Raw genomic sequence first — 16,691 nt, 5'->3', positions numbered from 1 at the left:
AATCCCAATGACTTATCTTGTCTTAATAATAGTAAATAGGTATGTGGACGATAAGATTTGATGGATGCCACCTGTCGCAGCATAACAAATGGAGAGTCAACACCCGCCTGAACACTGTAATTTCAGTGATACACCCTGTAGAATGCGAACGTTATCATCAATTACTGACTGAAGAAGGCTGAAGAATGACGTCCGCAACTAAAACTAATAACCGTGGCTCAATATCCTCCCCGATTGTTGTTGCGTTGGATTATGCCAATAAAGACGCAGCGTTAGCCTTTGCTGATCAGGTTAGTCCACAGGATTGCCGGTTAAAAGTGGGCAAAGAGATGTTTACGTTGTACGGCCCTCAGCTTATCCGCGATTTACATCAGCGCGGTTTTGACGTATTTCTTGATTTGAAATTTCATGACATCCCTAATACTACCGCGCGTGCCGTGACTGCGGCAGCAGAGTTGGGTGTCTGGATGGTCAATGTTCACGCCAGTGGCGGTGCCCGCATGATGGCGGCGGCGAAAGAAGCGTTGTTGCCTTATGGCGCACAAGCTCCCTTACTGATTGCTGTTACGGTGCTGACCAGCATGGATGGCGAAGATCTGCGGGATATCGGTATTACTATCAGTCCGGCTGAGCAGGCCGAGCGATTAGCGAAGCTGACCTGGGATTGCGGTTTGGATGGCGTGGTGTGCTCGGCCCATGAAGCGGTGCGTTTGAAACAAGTTTGTGGTGCTGACTTCTCGCTCGTCACCCCAGGTATTCGCCCGCAAGGCAGTGAGGTCGGTGACCAGCGGCGGATCATGACACCTGAACAGGCGGTAGCCGCAGGTGTTGATTATATGGTAATAGGTCGCCCAATTACCCAGTCGCTTGATCCGGAAAAAACGCTGCGTGAAATATTGGCGTCACTGACAAAGGTGGCCTCATGAGCAATGATAATAGCCGGTTAGTTTATTCGACTGACAGTGGCCGGATCAGTGAACCTGAGATCAAGGTTGAGCGGCCAAAGGGCGATGGCATTGTCCGTATACAGCGCCAAACCAGTGGACGTAAAGGTAAAGGTGTTAGCCTTATAACAGGTGTTGACGGCAATGATGAGGTTCTGGATAAGCTAGCCGCTGAATTGAAAAAGAAATGTGGCTGTGGTGGTTCGGTCAAAGATGGCGTCATTGAAATTCAGGGCGATAAGCGGGATTTATTGAAACAACTGTTAGAAGCTAAAGGGATGAAAGTTAAATTGGCAGGTGGCTGATTTAATAAAATCCTCTTTGCCTGGCGGATATTAAATACGGCGTTGATATTTTCAAACGCCGTATTTTATTTAGAGCCTCTAATGCAGTGGCAATATAAAGTCGAAAGGGTTAATTAACGTTGCAGTAAGGCAATAAACGAATGCGTGCTACTCGCAACGTCAACTGCCACTCCGCAACCTCAAGTACAAAGAGGGGGGCGTTATTTACCGACCTGATGACCGATAACCCCACCGATTGCCGCACCACCCAATGTACCCAATGTACTGCCTGTCAATACCGCACCACCTACCGCGCCTGCGCCAGCACCAATTGCCGTATTCCGATCCCGCTTAGACATATTGGAACAAGCGGAGAGTGACAAGGCTAGCGTTAACATCAATGCGGCGGTAGCAAATCGTTTATTGATAATCATAATAATAGTTCTCCTGACGTTAGCTCAGAACGGATAGTACAGGCGATAGCGAGAGAAAATCATGCTATATGTCCTGATATATCAGTGCCACGTTGAAATTATAACCCTAAGTATAGGCATTATTTCAACGTTAGCGGCTGCGTCGCTCATTTTGTTAATGGTTTGAGTAAAAAATCATCATTTATATTTTAGATTAATACTGGGAACGGTTTTTCACGGATAAAAATCAGTATAAATACCTGCAAATTATTTAGTATGTGAATAATCCTAATTTGGCGCTAAAAAGTAAAACACTGCCATTTTCAGGGTGTTAATAGCACGATTGGCTCATTGCCAGGCTAAATAAAAAACACCGATTAATATCCAAATCTCTCAGTGTAGGCTTTCCAGCCGATCTGTACGCAGTTTTTAGCTATTTACCCCATACCGGTTATTTCCTGCGGCACTGAAAATGGGACAAATTCAGTTATTCAGGATACGACGATGCTCAACGAACTGAAGCAGCAAGTCCTTGCCGCTAATCTTGCTTTACCGCGCCATAATCTGGTGACATTCACTTGGGGTAATGTCAGTGCTGTCGATCGCCAGAATGGTTTGCTGGTGATTAAACCTTCAGGTGTGGAATATGAGTCCATGACACTGGAGGATATGGTGGTTGTGGAGCTGGAGAGCGGCAACGTCGTTGAGGGCAGTAAAAAACCGTCGTCAGACACGGATACTCACCGCGTGCTGTATCTTAATTTTCCCCAAATTGGGGGCATAGTGCATACCCACTCTCGTCATGCGACTATTTGGGCGCAGGCGGGGCTAGACTTGCCTGCTTGGGGAACAACCCATGCTGATTACTTCTATGGCTCCATCCCTTGTACCCGTTTGATGACACATGAGGAGATTGCTGGTCGTTATGAATGGGAAACCGGTAATGTTATCGTCAATACTTTCCAAGAAAGGGGCATCAATCCAGATGCAGTACCTGCGGTATTGGTGAACTCTCATGGGCCATTTGCCTGGGGGAGCAGTGCGGATAATGCAGTACACAATGCGGTAGTCTTGGAAGAGTTGGCGTATATGGGCATTTTTTCGCGTCAATTGAACCCGCAGTTGGGCGATATGCAACCGCAACTGCTGGATAAGCATTACTTGCGTAAACATGGTAAGGATGCGTATTACGGCCAATAAATAGCAAAACGTAAATAATAAGCCCGTGTTCACTCTTGCACGGGTTTTTCCAGCCATAGCAGCGAATCGGTAACATCAAGCATCTTGGCTTCAATCTGTGCAATCGCGTCATTAATACCTTGGTTATAGTAATGTGCACCTAACTCACGGCTAATAAATTCTACGAAAAATTCCGTATCAAAATCCTCTAATTCTATATTGTGCTCTTGTTCCAGATAGCGCTGAATTTTATGGACCATTTGTTGAGTCTGTTCACGAGTGAACGTGATATCTGCCATATTTATTGCTCCGATGATAGCTTGCGCATGGGGGATGGGTTAATCATTGAGTCAATTTTTACTCATAATACGCTAAACAAAGAAGATAACAGACTGTATTTATAAGATAAAAGTGACGGTGAGTACAAAATCTCTTTTGCTGCTCTGATGATTTGATCCGAGTAGAAAATAAAAAAACTTTCGTTTGAAGCCTATGTTATTTTCGAATAAGAATATTTTGATAAGAATAACGTTATCGATTCTTTATTCGTCTATGATTGCGGCGTATGGCTTTTCATAAATATGTTCTTTATCAATCAATACGTTCACTTAACTATCCTGACCCAGAGGCTTTTATGGAACTTTATCTCGACACGGCAGATGTTGCGGCGGTAAAACGATTAGCGCGGGTGCTGCCTTTACAGGGGGTAACCACTAACCCAAGTATTTTGGCAAAAGCGGGCAAATCCATATGGGAGGTTTTACCTGCGTTACGTGATGCACTGGGAGGAACGGGAAAGTTATTTGCCCAAGTATTGGCCAGTGATAGCGAACGCATGGTCTCTGAGGCGGTACTGCTGTCAGAGCAGATCCCAGGATTGGTCATTAAAATCCCTGTCACGGCAGAAGGGTTGGCGGCGATCAAAAAATTGAAGACGATGTCGATCCCTACCTTGGGTACTGCGGTGTACGGAGCTGGGCAAGGGCTATTATCTGTGTTGGCGGGAGCGGAATACGTTGCGCCGTATGTTAACCGACTGGATGCACAAGGGGCCGATGGGATTGCTATGGTACGTGAATTACAGCAACTACTCACGTTACATTCCCCTGATGCAAAAGTGCTGGCGGCCAGTTTCCGTACCCCTCGACAAGTACTGGATTGTTTGCTAGCCGGTTGCCAGTCGGTCACTATCCCGGTTGATGTGGCAGAGCAATTTATCAGTACGCCTGCGGTAAAAGCAGCGGTAGAACAATTCGAACAAGATTGGCAGGGGGCATTTGGGACGACAATTTTGAGTTAGCTTGATGTGATAAAAGATAAGAAGTAACCGATAGGCAGTAACAATGAACTGTAAAAGAATAACGCCCTATAAAACCATTACAGGGCGTTACGTTGTCACTTATTTGCATCTACTGTTGTGCTAACAAGGGCATTTTCCCAGTTTACCCCCTTCGCTGGGGAAGCGGGCATCCAGGCAATAACGATGGAACTCCCGTTCAGTCATGGGGGGGGTGTCAGGATGCTTACAGCGCATATGATTGACATAATTACTGTAATCCTGCACCCCAACCATTAGCCGGAAGCTTTGCGTCAGTCGATGTGCAATCAGCCGCACCCATGCCCATAGAGTGGTTGGGGCTACCTCAACCTGAATAAGCGGAACGCAGCGAGTAATCTTCCCCCCGGTTATTGGCCGGGAGCGGTACGGAATACCGGTGTTAACCACGTGCAACCTCCTCACGGAATACAATTTCAGTTTCATGGGTTGTTGGTTTGCTGGATTTCAGTGCGCGACGAATCACAAAGAAGGCCGAAACTAACATCGTCACCGCCACCAGCATAAAGAATACACATAGCGCGGCGTTGATCTGATTGCTAAACACGATAGTTTCCATGTCTTTAAAGCTCTTCGCGGGTGAGATTAACACCCCTTGTTCAATACCATTAGAGAATTTTTTGGCCTGAGCGAGAAATCCAATACTTGGTTTTTCATGGAATATTTTCTGCCAACCTGCGGTCATTGAGGTGATAAATAACCAAATTGTTGGCAGGATGGTAACCCATGCGTAGCGTTGTTTCTTCATCTTAAACAGTACGACGGTACCTAAAATCAGTGCCATTGATGCCAGCATTTGGTTACCAATGCCGAACAGCGGCCACAAGGTGTTTATTCCCCCCAGTGGATCAATAACACCTTGGTAAACGAAGAAGCCCCAACCGGCTACTGCGACTGTTGTTCCGGAAAGGTTACCAAACCATGAACGGTTATTGGCCAGACGAGGTACGACGACCCCGACCAGATCCTGAACCATAAAGCGGCAGGCGCGGGTACCAGCATCGACCGCGGTCAGAATAAACATGGCTTCAAACAATATGGCAAAGTGATACCAGAAAGCCATCATATTACGGCTGTTGAATATTTCACTGATGATATGCGCCATACCTACGGCGAAGGTCGGTGCACCACCAGCCCGTGACAGAATCGAGTTTTCACCGACATCTTTGGCGACCATCGCCAGCGTTTCAGGGGTCACCACAAACCCCCAGCTACTAATGGCCAATGAGGCACTTTCTACGGTGGTCCCAATCAGAGCTGCGGGTGAGTTCATGGCGAAATAAACACCTGGATCGATAACCGAGGCACAGATTAGCGCCATGATGGCAACGAATGACTCCATCAACATTGCGCCGTAGCCGATAAAGCGGGTATGGCTTTCGCGTTCAATCAGTTTCGGTGTGGTGCCACTGGATACCAGAGCATGGAAGCCGGAGATAGCACCACAAGCGATAGTAATAAACAGGAACGGGAACAGGCTGCCGGAGAATACCGGACCACTGCCATCAATAAAGCGTGAGACAGCAGGCATCTTCATTTCAGGCATGGCGAATACGATACCAACCGCTAAACCGATGATGACCCCAATTTTCAGGAAGGTTGATAAGTAATCTCGTGGTGCTAGCAGCAACCACACCGGCAATACTGAGGCGATAAAACCATAGATAACCAATATCCAGGTCAGCGTGGTGCCATGTAACGTAAAGAAAGGCCCCCAGTAAGGGTGTACCGAAATATTCCCACCGTAAATGATTGCAGACATCATCAGTACGAAACCGATTAATGACACTTCAGCAATTTTACCAGGACGGATAAACCGCATATAAACGCCCATAAAGAGGGCAATTGGGATCGTTGCAGCAATGGTAAACAGGCCCCACGGGCTATCTGCTAATGCTTTTACCACCACCAATGCGAGTGCGGACAAAATGATAATCATCACGCCCAATGCACCCAGCATGGTTATCACGCCAGCAAATGCCCCCAACTCTTGTTTTGCCATTTCACCGAGTGAGCGGCCATCGCGGCGAGTGGAGATAAACAGGATTAAGAAGTCCTGTACGGCACCGGCCATCATTACACCGACCAGGATCCAGATAGTCCCCGGAAGAAAACCCATCTGTGCGGCCAGGATTGGCCCGACCAGTGGCCCAGCACCCGCTATGGCAGCAAAGTGGTGACCAAACAACACCCATTTGTTGGTAGGAACATAATCCAGACCGTCATTGCGTCGTTCTGCTGGCGTCAGACGACGGTCATCCAGTTCAAAGACATTCTTGGCAATAAACAGGCTGTAGAAGCGATAAGCGATGCTGTAACAAGCCACGGATGCAATCACTAACCATATGGCATTGACATGCTCACCCCGGCTGAGGGCCAACATGGCAAAGGCAAATGCACCAATTAGCGCCACTGTCAGCCATATGACAACGGTCCTGATGTTCTTCATGGGTAACGACTCCTTCGCAATGTATGAGGTTTACTGTTATCAACGCCGTTTAGAGGTAAGAGAGCGCGTAACGGTTACTTAACATAGGAGCTTTGATGTGAAAGAAAAGTAGCGAAAGTGAGAAGTGTGATGAGTAAATTGTTTTTAAGTCACTTTTCGTATCATTTGCTTACATGTTGTGATGAGGGATACAAATGACGAGTATTGATGGATAAGTTCGGTCAATGAGTAGGGTATGAACACCGCTAACACAGCAGTGACTTTAAGCAAGAAGGGCGGCAAACATAAAATTAAAAAAGCCGCCGGAGCATTTATTCCTCCGACGGCTATCATTTTAAAACATAAGAAAACTAGACTACTGGACGAGCAATGACATTACGGGTTTCCATGCGAACTTCCGCAATGCGCACCTCGATTTTGTCACTTTGGCTATAAACTGTTTCGCCTTTGATCTGCACCGTACCGGTTTCCTGGCTGCATACCACTTCATCACGCACCGCGTGAATAAACGGCGCAGGAATGAAGGCCACTGCACCGTTATCCAGTAAACGTACACGCAAGCCACCGCGGGTGATATCAATAATCTCTGCCGTGAAGCGAGTGTCTGTCCCTGCTTGTGGTTGCAGATAACGGGCATACAACCAATCACCGACATCACGTTCAGCCATGCGATTCAGGCGGCGACGTTCAGCCAATTGGACCGTGATCTCTTCTTGCGGTTTTTCTGCTTGTTGACCAGTAATAATCGCTTTCAGTAGGCGATGATTGACCATATCGCCGTATTTACGGATTGGAGATGTCCAGGTGGCATAGGCTTCAAGCCCCAGGCCAAAATGCGGACCGGGGACAGTGCTAATTTCAGCAAACGTCTGGAAGCGGCGAATACGGCTGTCGAGGAACTGTGTTGGCAGAGCATCAAGGTGACGGCGTAACTCACAGAAACCGGGTAACGTCAGTAGGGCTTGAGGATCGGCCTCAACACCATTGGCTTCCAGTACGCTAGCCGCTTGTTCGACTAATGCTGGGTCAAAACCGGTATGCACGTTATAAATACCAAAACCGAGGTGATCCCGTAACGCCAGTGCCGCACAGACGTTTGCCGCAATCATACACTCTTCTACAATGCGGTTGGCGATACGGCGATGCTCAACAATGATATCCAGTACTTCGCCTTTTTCACCCAACAGGAAGCGGTAATCTGGGCGGTCTTTAAATACCAGCGCATGTTGTTGACGCCAGTTGCTACGGGCGTCACAGATACGTTTCAGCAACGTAATCTGCTCTGCAATAGCGGTATCTTGTGGCTGCCAGCGATTGTTCCCTTCCAACCAGTCAGAGACATCGTCGTAAACCAGTTTGGCTTTTGATTCAACCCAAGCGGCAGAGAAGCGAATATCGTTACTTAACGCGCCCTCTGCTGTGATCGTCACACGGCAAACCAACACTGGGCGGCGTTCATTTGGGCGCAGTGAACAGAGGTTGTCGGACAAATCACGCGGAAGCATCGGGATATTAAAGCCCGGCAGATAATTGGTAAAAGCGCGCTTACGTGCGGTTAAATCCAATTCACTGTTTTCGACGACGTAAGCTGTTGGGTCAGCAATGGCAATGGTCAATAACCATGAACCATCGCCATTGTCTTGGACAAACAGCGCATCATCCATATCTTCGGTGCTGGCACTGTCGATAGTGACAAAATTGAGCGCGGTTAAGTCTTCACGCTCAAGCTCTGCGTCATTTAAGGCCGATTCGACCATCGCAGGGGCTTCGCGTTCGAGGTTATGGCGGGCCAGCGTTACCCACCAAGGAACGAAGTGGTCTTCACCATTGGTAATAAACGCGGTCAGGTCAGCCTGAAAGGCGCGATCACCTCTTAATGGATGCCGACACATCTCAGCCACAGCCCAATCACCGTTTTGGAAGCTATGCGTCAGTTCACGTACTGGGCGGCATTGAATAGCATCACGCAATAAAGGGTGATCGGGCACGATAGACAGACGATCATCTTTTCGTTGCACCCGGCCAACAAAGCGGGATAAAAATGGCTCAACCAATGTTTCAGGTTCAGCAATTTCACGATCCTTATCCGTATGCAGGGTGGCAATAATGCGATCGCCGTGCATGACCTTCTTCATCTGCGGAGGCGGAATAAAGTAACTTTTCTGCCCATCTACCTCAAGAAAGCCAAAGCCTTTCTCAGTACCTTTAACGACGCCTTCAACGCGTGGGGTCTGAGTGTGAAGTTGCTGTTTTAGCTGCGCCAGCAGCGGGTTATCTTGAAACATATCGTCCAGTGAATGGTGTAGTGAGAGGGTTTAATCCGGCTGACAGTTTTACGCGAATCAGCCCCGTCGGGCAAGTGGATATGATCCGGAATGGCAATTCCTTATCAAGGTTATGGGAATGTTTTTTACCTATAGCGGTGATGATATCGGCAGATAGACGGTAAGTGGTGAATAATGCTGTCAGATACGACATTGACGTTTGTCGAAGCCATTAGGCTGCTAAGCGGAATCATGCCGCAAATCCGTTTAATTTTGCCAAGTTACGGAGGCTGCCGGCATTTCATCGTTCTTGTTTGCTTGCGCCTGTCCAGACCCCCCGTTATTTTACTCACATCATCTCACGTCTACTGCCGTCATTCTCTTACTTAGCACTCTTTATAACTAGCCTAAAAAAATAGATTGAAATCAGCCCGCTGAGTTAGGTCACATTATCGTTTGTTAATAAATGTGAGTTTAATCGCATTTAGTTGCCGAACGATCCCTTACTTTTAACTTTACAAAACATTAAATAACTAAAATTAACATTATTGGGTTTTACTTAACGTATTCGTTTTGCTTAATGCCAGCCTTCGCAGTATCAGGCAGTGTCGCTAAACCTTGTTCCCTACAATTTGTTCCCTACAAAAATAGTTAACAATGAGGTTTTATTATGTCTGAATCATCCACTGAATCGTTGTCGCAACCCTCGCAGTTACAAGAAGAAAATAATGCCTACCGTAAAACGGTATGGCATCTCTTACCGCTACTGATGTTGTGTTACGTTCTCAACTACTTAGATCGGGTTAATGTTGGTTTTGCCAAGCTCCAAATGGCTGATGATTTACAGTTCTCGGATACGGTTTATGGATTGGGGGCCGGTATGTTTTTTATCGGCTACTTTTTCCTGGAAATCCCCAGCAACCTGATACTGCATCGAGTTGGTGCACGGTTATGGATTGCGCGGATCATGATCACTTGGGGGATTATCTCTGCCTGTATGGCATTTGTGACGACGCCGATGTCATTTTATGTGATGCGATTCTTACTCGGGGTTGCTGAAGCAGGGTTTTTCCCAGGGATCATTCTTTATATTTCATATTGGTTTCCATCTCACCGCCGTGGCCGCGTGTATGGGTTATTCGTTATATCGGTACCGCTATCCGGCATCATAGGGGCGCCACTGTCTGGCTGGATCATGCAGTATTTTAATGGTTTCCAAGGTTATGCTGGCTGGCAATGGATGTTTATTCTGGAAGGTATTCCTTCAGTATTGGTCGGTATTTTAATCATTTATAAACTGAGAGATCGAATCACACATGCCACCTGGCTGACCGATAAAGAGAAAAGCATCTTACAGACCAATATAGATAACGAAGCTGAGCATCATGCGCATAGCCGCCTGATAGATGCGTTTTTACAACCGCGAGTCTGGTTATTAACCCTTATTTATTTCTGTCTGATCAGCGGGTTTTATACCATCGGCTTCTGGCTACCCACCTTGATTAGGGACAGCGGTGTAAAGGATATTTTAAGCATCGGTTTATTAACCGCTATTCCTTCTGCGGCGGCGGCGCTAACGATGATCGTCGTCTCTCGCAGTGCTGACCGTTTGCGGGAACGACGCTGGCATCTGGCATTAACTGCAGTATTAGGTGCAGTGGGTATTATTCTCTCAACCTATTTTAGTGACAATATCGTTGTTGCAATGGTGTGTTTAACCATTGGTGCAATGGGGGCGCTGAGTACGATACCGCTGTTCTGGAGCTTGCCCACCGCTTTCCTTGGCGGGAGTGCGGCAGCTGCAGGTATCGCCTTTATTAACTCTTGGGGCAATCTGGGCGGATTTGTTGCGCCTTATATGATGGGATACCTGAAAGACTTGACCCAAAGTACCACGACAGGAATGTTGATCATTTCTACCACGTTATTTATTGGTGCCGCGCTGGTGTTTTTGATCCCGGCCAAGGCAGTTAATCATTAACGACTAGCCAATAGATAGAAGGAGTTAGTGATGAACATTATGATAACGGGGGCTGCCGGTTTTCTGGGGCGTCGATTGATTGACGGCATACTGCAACAGGATTATCTGACTGACCAGCAGGGGGAGCCGCGCAATATCAATAAAATCATTGCCTATGATGTGCTTCCCTTGATGGGAGTGGAGGACCCACGAGTCCAGGTTGTTTGTGGTGACATTGCCGATCAGAATGGGTTATCGGCGGTATGGGATCGACAGATCGACACTGTTTTCCATTTAGCGGCGGTTGTTTCCAACCAGGCCGAAGACGATTTTGATTTAGGTATGCGAATTAACGTTGATGCCACTCGTAGCCTATTGGAATTGGCTCGTCAGTCAGGCCAATGCCCTAAAGTGATTATCACCAGTTCTGTGGCGGTATTCGGCGGTGTATTACCGAAAGTTGTTCCTGATAATCAGGTGTGGTCACCACAGAGTTCCTATGGTATGCAAAAAGCATTAAATGATTTATTGCTGGCTGATTACAGCCGCCGTGGGTTTATTGATGGGCGCAGCCTGCGTATGCCAACTATAGTGGTGAGACCCGGTAAATCGAACCGCGCTGCCTCCAGTTTTGCCAGTGGCATTATCCGGGAACCCTTGCAAGGGCATGAGGCTATTTGCCCCGTCAGTGTGCAAACGCCGTTATGGTTACTCTCACCCAAAATGGCGATTGATAACCTGATTCATGGCCATGAACTGGATACTAACCAACTCCGCTCAGGGCGGGTGATAAACTTGCCGGGGTTATCCGTTAGTGTACAGCAGATGATTGATGCTTTGCGCCGTCTCGCGGGTGATGAGGTAGTTGAACGTATCCAGGTACAGCGAGATCCTTTGATTGAGCGAATTGTTAATTCCTGGCCAGGCGATTTTGAAGCCAGCTATGGGAAAGCGTTAGGTTTCAGTAGCGATCTGGATTTTGACAGTATTATTCAGGATTTTATTATTGAGAATTTGCCTGATTTAGCGGCTAAGAAGCACTTTATTTAGCCGAATGGATTCAACTTTGGGGGCAGCATAATCGTCGCCCCCAAATTTGAGTCAGGTAGAATTTGAGCCAGATAGTTTGTTATTTATGCTGGCCGCCAGACGGATCTCATCAATCAGACGTGAGTGAACTGGGTAAGCGGGGCGCTAATGCTCTGGGTAGACTTTCTCTTTAAACTCACATAAATCTTCAATAATGCATGAACCGCAACGGGGTTTTCGGGCAATACAGGTGTAGCGGCCATGAAGAATCAACCAGTGGTGGCAATCTAGTTTAAATTCGGCCGGAACCACTTTGAGCAATTTATCCTCAACCTGATCAACATTGCTACCAGGAGCAAACCCGGTGCGGTTACATACCCGAAATATATGAGTATCAACGGCAATCGTGGGCCAGCCAAATGCCGTATTTAACACCACATTGGCGGTCTTACGTCCTACACCGGGTAGCGCTTCCAATGCTGAGCGATCCTCTGGCACCTCTCCCTGGTGCTTTTCCAGTAAAATGCGGCAGGTTTTGATGACATTTTCAGCCTTGGTATTAAACAGGCCAATGGTTTTGATATATTCCTTTAAGCCATCAACACCCAGATCCAATATGGCTTGGGGGGTATTGGCCACAGGGTACAACCGGGCTGTCGCTTTGTTGACACTGACATCTGTTGCCTGAGCCGATAGCAGCACAGAAATAAGCAGTTCAAAGGGCGTCGAGTAAACCAATTCAGTCGTTGGATGTGGGTTGTTATCCCGCAGACGGGCTAAAATAGCGACACGTTTCTCTTTATTCATAAGGCTTTCTCGGCAGCTCCATCCTGAAGTTGCAGTACGCTAACCCTTACATTGGCTTTGCGCGCTTTCATTTTCTCGTCAATGACATATTTACCGGCCAGCAGCAAACCCAGGCCGATAAATGCACCTGGTGGCAACATCGCCAGCAGGAAAGGGGTATCTAAATGCAAGATGTCAATGCGCAGTACTTTTGCCCAACTGCCTAGTAGCATGTCTGCGCCGTCAAATAAGGTACCGTTACCCAAAATTTCGCGCAGTGCCCCTAAAATAAATAAGGCACAGGTTGCACCCATCCCCATAGCAAAGCCATCCAGTGCGGATAGCCCCACCGGATTCTTCGCCGCATAGGCCTCTGCCCGGCCAATCACGATGCAGTTGGTCACAATCAATGGGATGAATATCCCCAATGATTGATATAAACCAAAGGCATAAGCGTTGATCAGCATTTGCACGGTACTGACGACCGACGCGATAATCATGACATAAATAGGAATACGGATTTCAGACGGCATCCAGCGGCGCAGTGCGGAAACTGCAGTATTGGTACACACCAGGACTAACGTGGTCGCTAACCCTAACCCCAACGCATTGGTTGCCGTGGAAGAGACGGCCAACAATGGACAGAGCCCCAACAGTTGCACCAGCGCGGAGTTATTTTTCCACAACCCTTGTGCTAACAGGTTTTTCGCTTCACTCATTGATCTTCTCCACAGGAGGGCAGTCGACTAAGCTGTGGTGGCAGTGTTTGCAAATACAGAGCAGCATTTTTTACTGCCCGCACGACAGCCCGTGGTGTGATGGTAGCACCGGTAAACTGATCAAACGACCCGCCATCTTTTTTCACCGCCCAACGCTTATCGTCATTTCCAGTTACTTGTTGACCACTAAAATGGTTGATCCAATCAGAGATACGGATATCAATTTTATCCCCTAAACCAGGGGTTTCATGATGCTCAATCACCCGGCTGCCAAGAACATTACCGTGAAAATCTGCGCCGACCAACAGTTGAATCGCACCGGAATAGCCATCTGGTGCTGTGGCCTCGATCGCGGCAGCCACCGGTTGGTTACCTTTACGTGCAAGGTAAAGGCGATGGGGGGCCATATTACCCAAGGCTGAATCAGTGACAACGTAACATTCTGCTTGCATGTCATTATCATAATTTTCTGCCGGGACGACTTGATCCAGCAAGGCTTTTTGCTGTAATGCCGCTTGGTGAGCAATCGTGTTTTCAGTCAGTGAGTTAACAACCGCAGTTAACCCTGTGGCACCCGCAGCAAACAGCGCCAGAGTGATGCCGTGACGCCTCATTGTTTTTAGCATAACGGCTCCTTATTTGCGCCCGTTTTTATGGCCATAGACCCGAGGTTGGGTATAGTGGTCAATCAGAGGAACGGTAATATTAGCGAGCAACACAGCAAAAGCGATGCCGTCTGGATAGCCGCCATACACCCGGATTAACCACACCAGAATACCAATGAGTGCACCAAATATCAGGCGGCCATGGGGGGTTGTAGAAGCACTGACAGGATCGGTAGCAATGAAGAAGGCACCTAACATGGTGGCACCGGAGAACAAATGTAGCATTGGTGAGGCAAAGCCTTGTGGAGCAATCATCCAGCTCACTGCAGCACAACCGCCTAAGGCGAGCAGAAAGCTCACGGGAATATGCCAGTGAATGGCTTTACGCCATAGTAGCAATAAGCCGCCGACCAGAAAGCCGATATTAACCCATTGCCAGCCTAAACCCGCCAGCACACCGCCAAATATGGGCTGTTGCAGAATTTGATCTGCTGACTGTGAACGTAGCGAGGTCTTAAACGTATCCAGTGGCGTCGCTTGGCTGATGCCGTCATAGCCAACTTGGAGCTGATGAATATTCGCACCACTGTGGGTATAACCGGTGAAAATGGTTAAGAGACTGTCATAAAATCCCACCGATGTTTCTTGCAACGGTAACGGTGGCAGCCAACTGGTCATTTGTACTGGAAATGAAATAAGTAGCACCACATAACCGACCATTGCAGGGTTAAACGGGTTCTGCCCCAGGCCACCATAGAGTTGTTTGGCAATGACAATGGCAAATAGCGTACCCAGCACGATCATCCACCAAGGGGCCAACGGGGGTAGGCTTATCCCCAACAATAAGGCAGTCAGCAGGGCTGAGTTATCTTGTAGCCGTGCCATGACGGGTTGTTTACGTAACTGCAATACGGCACCTTCGGCCAACAGTGCAGTGATCATGGCAAGCATGACTTGAATCAGGCTGCCATAACCGAAGAAGTAAGTCTGGGCGATAATCCCCGGAATACAGGCCAGAATAACCAACAGCATAATATGACGAGTACTGCGTTGATTATGGGTAAAAGGGGAACTGGCAATCTGCAACCCTTTGTTATGGGTCGGTGTTACAGGCCTGAATTTCATGAAATTGCAACCATATGTCAGAATACTTATCAGAGCTTTCAAACGTAGGGATCGCGCGAGCAAGTCAATCCTTGCTGGCGTCAATACACGTAGCCGTTAGGGGGTGATATTTTGTTGCATTCTACCCTATTCAGACCGAGTGTAATACGTCTTAATTATAGGGTTATTAACCATAAGTATGTAGAGGTTATTAATTAAACGAAAGAGAATAATAATGATTACTTACATAAAATATCACTTGCAATTCATATCGTCTTGATTACAAGAAAATAGGTAAAATGCTATATTAAATAATAAAACTGATGAGGTGAATATATTGTAACCGTGTTTGATAATGGTATTCCTATATGACTATTTGCTGGAAATTTCTTCATAACTAACTGTAAAATAGATAATTAAATTACATGGTGCATGAGGAAAAGAAAAGTATTGGAATAATGAAAAATTAATGTAGTATAAATTGTAAATATATATATAAAGAATAATAAAATGATGAATGAAGACATATTGTTTATAGAAGAATTAATTGAATGGATTGAAATAAATTTAGAAAAAAGGCCAACATTGGATGATGTGGCAAAGATCTCCGGATATTCAAAATGGCATTTACAACGGAAGTTTAAGAGTATCGTCGGGCTACAACTGGCATCCTACATCCGTGGGCGAGTGTTGACCCGAGCTGCGGTTGCGTTGCGTATCTCAAGAAAGCCTATCATTACTATCTCTGATGAGTTGGGATTTGACTCGCAGCAGACCTTCACACGTACCTTTAAAAAACGGTTTGGCGTGACACCAAACAGCTTCCGCCAGATGGACCATTGGAATGTTCAGGGAATGATCCCTCGCTTCGGGTTCTACGAAAATTATACGCCGGAAATCAAGCAGGTAACGTTGGCTGGAAAGGAGTTGGTGGGTTTTACCCGGCGTCTGGATTTCGAAGAGTGTAATAATTGTGCTGTGCAGCACTCTTCCTGTATGGCGATGAAAGATGAGATCCTGCTTGATTTCTTTAAAGAGGTCAACTTCGCCTGTCAGCGGATCTACTCTTTGTTTTCTGTTAAGGATATTGATGGTCAACAGGGGCAGAAGAGCGTTTATTACTCAACGGCAATAGACAAAGAGAGAAAGCATGAAATTCAAGGGAGCCGAGAGATCGATCACATTGAGATCCCTGGCGGTGAGTTTTTGTCTATCTCCCATCAGGGGAGCGCTAAAGAGTGTATTAAATTTGCAACTTACTTGTTTAACAACGTGTTACCAAAATTACGTGATGAAGTTGGCCGCGGGGTTGAGATGGAAGTCATTGAGATAGATCATTGTCATGCAGAATCGAAACTACGTGATATTTCCGTAGTCTATCGTTATCTGATGGCAGTGAATTAACGTCCGATCAGCATTATTTAGTCATCATGGTTATTCAGCCATCATAATAGTTAATTGTGGCCGAACGTTTTCCTAAGTTAAGACATTTTAGTCAGGATTTATCACCTGAGCTGCTTTCTTGGCTTTGACTCTGGCGATAGCAGCGGCTACTGCGGCTTTACGTGGGTCTTCTACTGGTGCCTCTGTTCCCGCTTCAGCCACGTCAGTAGTAACTT

General features: G+C 46.9%; 16 protein-coding genes. 7 read left to right on the top strand and 9 right to left on the bottom strand.

Annotated features, from left to right (window positions below):
- Positions 1-185 precede the first annotated feature (185 nt).
- Positions 186-926, top strand: a complete 741-nt coding sequence (gene pyrF, locus AC971_RS15970; RefSeq protein WP_025383889.1) for an orotidine-5'-phosphate decarboxylase — start codon at positions 186-188, stop codon at positions 924-926.
- Complete coding sequence (gene yciH / locus AC971_RS15965; protein ID WP_025383890.1) at positions 923-1,249, top strand: stress response translation initiation inhibitor YciH; 327 nt, start codon at positions 923-925, stop codon at positions 1,247-1,249. Before pyrF ends, yciH begins: the two co-directional genes overlap by 4 nt.
- Before the next feature lie 200 nt (positions 1,250-1,449).
- On the opposite strand, the gene osmB is transcribed toward yciH, so the two are convergent.
- Complete coding sequence (gene osmB / locus AC971_RS15960) at positions 1,450-1,665, bottom strand: osmotically-inducible lipoprotein OsmB (RefSeq protein WP_025383891.1); 216 nt, start codon at positions 1,663-1,665, stop codon at positions 1,450-1,452.
- A 480-nt stretch (positions 1,666-2,145) separates the two neighbouring features.
- Between osmB and araD the strand changes: the two genes are divergently transcribed.
- Positions 2,146-2,841 (top strand): L-ribulose-5-phosphate 4-epimerase, encoded by a 696-nt coding sequence (araD, locus tag AC971_RS15955; RefSeq protein WP_025383892.1) that lies wholly within the window; start codon positions 2,146-2,148, stop codon positions 2,839-2,841.
- A 29-nt stretch (positions 2,842-2,870) separates the two neighbouring features.
- Here the strand turns inward: araD and AC971_RS15950 are convergent, their stop codons facing one another.
- On the bottom strand, positions 2,871-3,119 hold the full coding sequence (locus AC971_RS15950) for a DUF2164 domain-containing protein (RefSeq protein ID WP_025383893.1): 249 nt from the start codon (positions 3,117-3,119) through the stop codon (positions 2,871-2,873).
- 335 nt (positions 3,120-3,454) lie between these two features.
- Between AC971_RS15950 and fsa the strand changes: the two genes are divergently transcribed.
- Positions 3,455-4,120 carry a fructose-6-phosphate aldolase gene (fsa, locus tag AC971_RS15945; RefSeq protein WP_038402255.1) on the top strand — a complete coding sequence of 222 codons (666 nt, stop codon included), beginning with the start codon at positions 3,455-3,457 and terminating at the stop codon, positions 4,118-4,120.
- Positions 4,121-4,240: 120 nt separating this feature from the next.
- On the opposite strand, the gene AC971_RS15940 is transcribed toward fsa, so the two are convergent.
- The 3 genes from AC971_RS15940 to AC971_RS15930 form a co-directional block, all read right to left on the bottom strand.
- A complete protein-coding gene (locus AC971_RS15940; protein WP_025383894.1) occupies positions 4,241-4,546 on the bottom strand; it encodes a YbdD/YjiX family protein in 306 nt (101 codons plus the stop codon).
- The gene (locus tag AC971_RS15935; RefSeq protein WP_025383895.1) at positions 4,539-6,605 is read right to left on the bottom strand and encodes a carbon starvation CstA family protein; all 2,067 of its coding nucleotides are present in this window, start codon (positions 6,603-6,605) and stop codon (positions 4,539-4,541) included. Before AC971_RS15935 ends, AC971_RS15940 begins: the two co-directional genes overlap by 8 nt.
- A gap of 350 nt (positions 6,606-6,955) precedes the next feature.
- On the bottom strand, positions 6,956-8,890 hold the full coding sequence (locus tag AC971_RS15930) for an exoribonuclease II (protein ID WP_025383896.1): 1,935 nt from the start codon (positions 8,888-8,890) through the stop codon (positions 6,956-6,958).
- 649 nt (positions 8,891-9,539) lie between these two features.
- On the opposite strand from AC971_RS15930, the gene AC971_RS15925 reads away from it, so the two are divergent.
- Together AC971_RS15925 and denD are read left to right on the top strand one after the other, a co-directional pair.
- The gene (locus AC971_RS15925) at positions 9,540-10,850 is read left to right on the top strand and encodes an MFS transporter (RefSeq protein WP_025383897.1); all 1,311 of its coding nucleotides are present in this window, start codon (positions 9,540-9,542) and stop codon (positions 10,848-10,850) included.
- A gap of 30 nt (positions 10,851-10,880) precedes the next feature.
- Positions 10,881-11,879 (top strand): D-erythronate dehydrogenase, encoded by a 999-nt coding sequence (gene denD / locus AC971_RS15920; protein WP_025383898.1) that lies wholly within the window; start codon positions 10,881-10,883, stop codon positions 11,877-11,879.
- Between the two features lie 144 nt (positions 11,880-12,023).
- On the opposite strand, the gene nth is transcribed toward denD, so the two are convergent.
- The 4 genes from nth to rsxD are packed head-to-tail and all read right to left on the bottom strand — an operon-like array spanning position 12,024 to position 15,093.
- A complete protein-coding gene (gene nth / locus AC971_RS15915) occupies positions 12,024-12,665 on the bottom strand; it encodes an endonuclease III (RefSeq protein ID WP_025383899.1) in 642 nt (213 codons plus the stop codon).
- Positions 12,662-13,363 carry an electron transport complex subunit E gene (locus tag AC971_RS15910; RefSeq protein WP_025383900.1) on the bottom strand — a complete coding sequence of 234 codons (702 nt, stop codon included), beginning with the start codon at positions 13,361-13,363 and terminating at the stop codon, positions 12,662-12,664. The genes nth and AC971_RS15910 overlap by 4 nt, the downstream gene beginning before the upstream one ends.
- Positions 13,360-13,989 carry an electron transport complex subunit RsxG gene (gene rsxG / locus AC971_RS15905; RefSeq protein ID WP_025383901.1) on the bottom strand — a complete coding sequence of 210 codons (630 nt, stop codon included), beginning with the start codon at positions 13,987-13,989 and terminating at the stop codon, positions 13,360-13,362. Before rsxG ends, AC971_RS15910 begins: the two co-directional genes overlap by 4 nt.
- Before the next feature lie 9 nt (positions 13,990-13,998).
- Positions 13,999-15,093, bottom strand: coding sequence for an electron transport complex subunit RsxD (gene rsxD, locus AC971_RS15900; protein ID WP_025383902.1), 1,095 nt, complete (start codon positions 15,091-15,093; stop codon positions 13,999-14,001).
- A gap of 489 nt (positions 15,094-15,582) precedes the next feature.
- Between rsxD and AC971_RS15895 the strand changes: the two genes are divergently transcribed.
- A complete protein-coding gene (locus AC971_RS15895) occupies positions 15,583-16,476 on the top strand; it encodes a helix-turn-helix domain-containing protein (RefSeq protein WP_025383903.1) in 894 nt (297 codons plus the stop codon).
- The last annotated feature ends 215 nt before the right edge of the window (positions 16,477-16,691 follow it).

It is taken from the genome of Yersinia similis (genome assembly GCF_001053095.1).
In the GTDB taxonomy this organism is placed as follows: Bacteria; Pseudomonadota; Gammaproteobacteria; order Enterobacterales; family Enterobacteriaceae; genus Yersinia; species Yersinia similis.
The sequence above is the reverse complement of the archived record's forward strand: the minus strand, read 5'-3'. Positions and strand labels throughout refer to the sequence as shown.

Excerpts from the sequence above, each read along its gene's own strand:
- pyrF (WP_025383889.1), top strand. The coding sequence starts at position 186 with ATGACGTCCGCAACTAAAACTAATAACCGTGGCTCAATATCCTCCCCG.
- yciH (WP_025383890.1), top strand. The coding sequence starts at position 923 with ATGAGCAATGATAATAGCCGGTTAGTTTATTCGACTGACAGTGGCCGG.
- araD (WP_025383892.1), top strand. The coding sequence starts at position 2,146 with ATGCTCAACGAACTGAAGCAGCAAGTCCTTGCCGCTAATCTTGCTTTA.
- AC971_RS15950 (WP_025383893.1), bottom strand. The coding sequence starts at position 3,119 with ATGGCAGATATCACGTTCACTCGTGAACAGACTCAACAAATGGTCCAT.
- fsa (WP_038402255.1), top strand. The coding sequence starts at position 3,455 with ATGGAACTTTATCTCGACACGGCAGATGTTGCGGCGGTAAAACGATTA.
- AC971_RS15935 (WP_025383895.1), bottom strand. The coding sequence starts at position 6,605 with ATGAAGAACATCAGGACCGTTGTCATATGGCTGACAGTGGCGCTAATT.
- AC971_RS15930 (WP_025383896.1), bottom strand. The coding sequence starts at position 8,890 with ATGTTTCAAGATAACCCGCTGCTGGCGCAGCTAAAACAGCAACTTCAC.
- AC971_RS15925 (WP_025383897.1), top strand. The coding sequence starts at position 9,540 with ATGTCTGAATCATCCACTGAATCGTTGTCGCAACCCTCGCAGTTACAA.
- denD (WP_025383898.1), top strand. The coding sequence starts at position 10,881 with ATGAACATTATGATAACGGGGGCTGCCGGTTTTCTGGGGCGTCGATTG.
- nth (WP_025383899.1), bottom strand. The coding sequence starts at position 12,665 with ATGAATAAAGAGAAACGTGTCGCTATTTTAGCCCGTCTGCGGGATAAC.
- AC971_RS15910 (WP_025383900.1), bottom strand. The coding sequence starts at position 13,363 with ATGAGTGAAGCGAAAAACCTGTTAGCACAAGGGTTGTGGAAAAATAAC.
- rsxG (WP_025383901.1), bottom strand. The coding sequence starts at position 13,989 with ATGCTAAAAACAATGAGGCGTCACGGCATCACTCTGGCGCTGTTTGCT.
- rsxD (WP_025383902.1), bottom strand. The coding sequence starts at position 15,093 with ATGAAATTCAGGCCTGTAACACCGACCCATAACAAAGGGTTGCAGATT.
- AC971_RS15895 (WP_025383903.1), top strand. The coding sequence starts at position 15,583 with ATGATGAATGAAGACATATTGTTTATAGAAGAATTAATTGAATGGATT.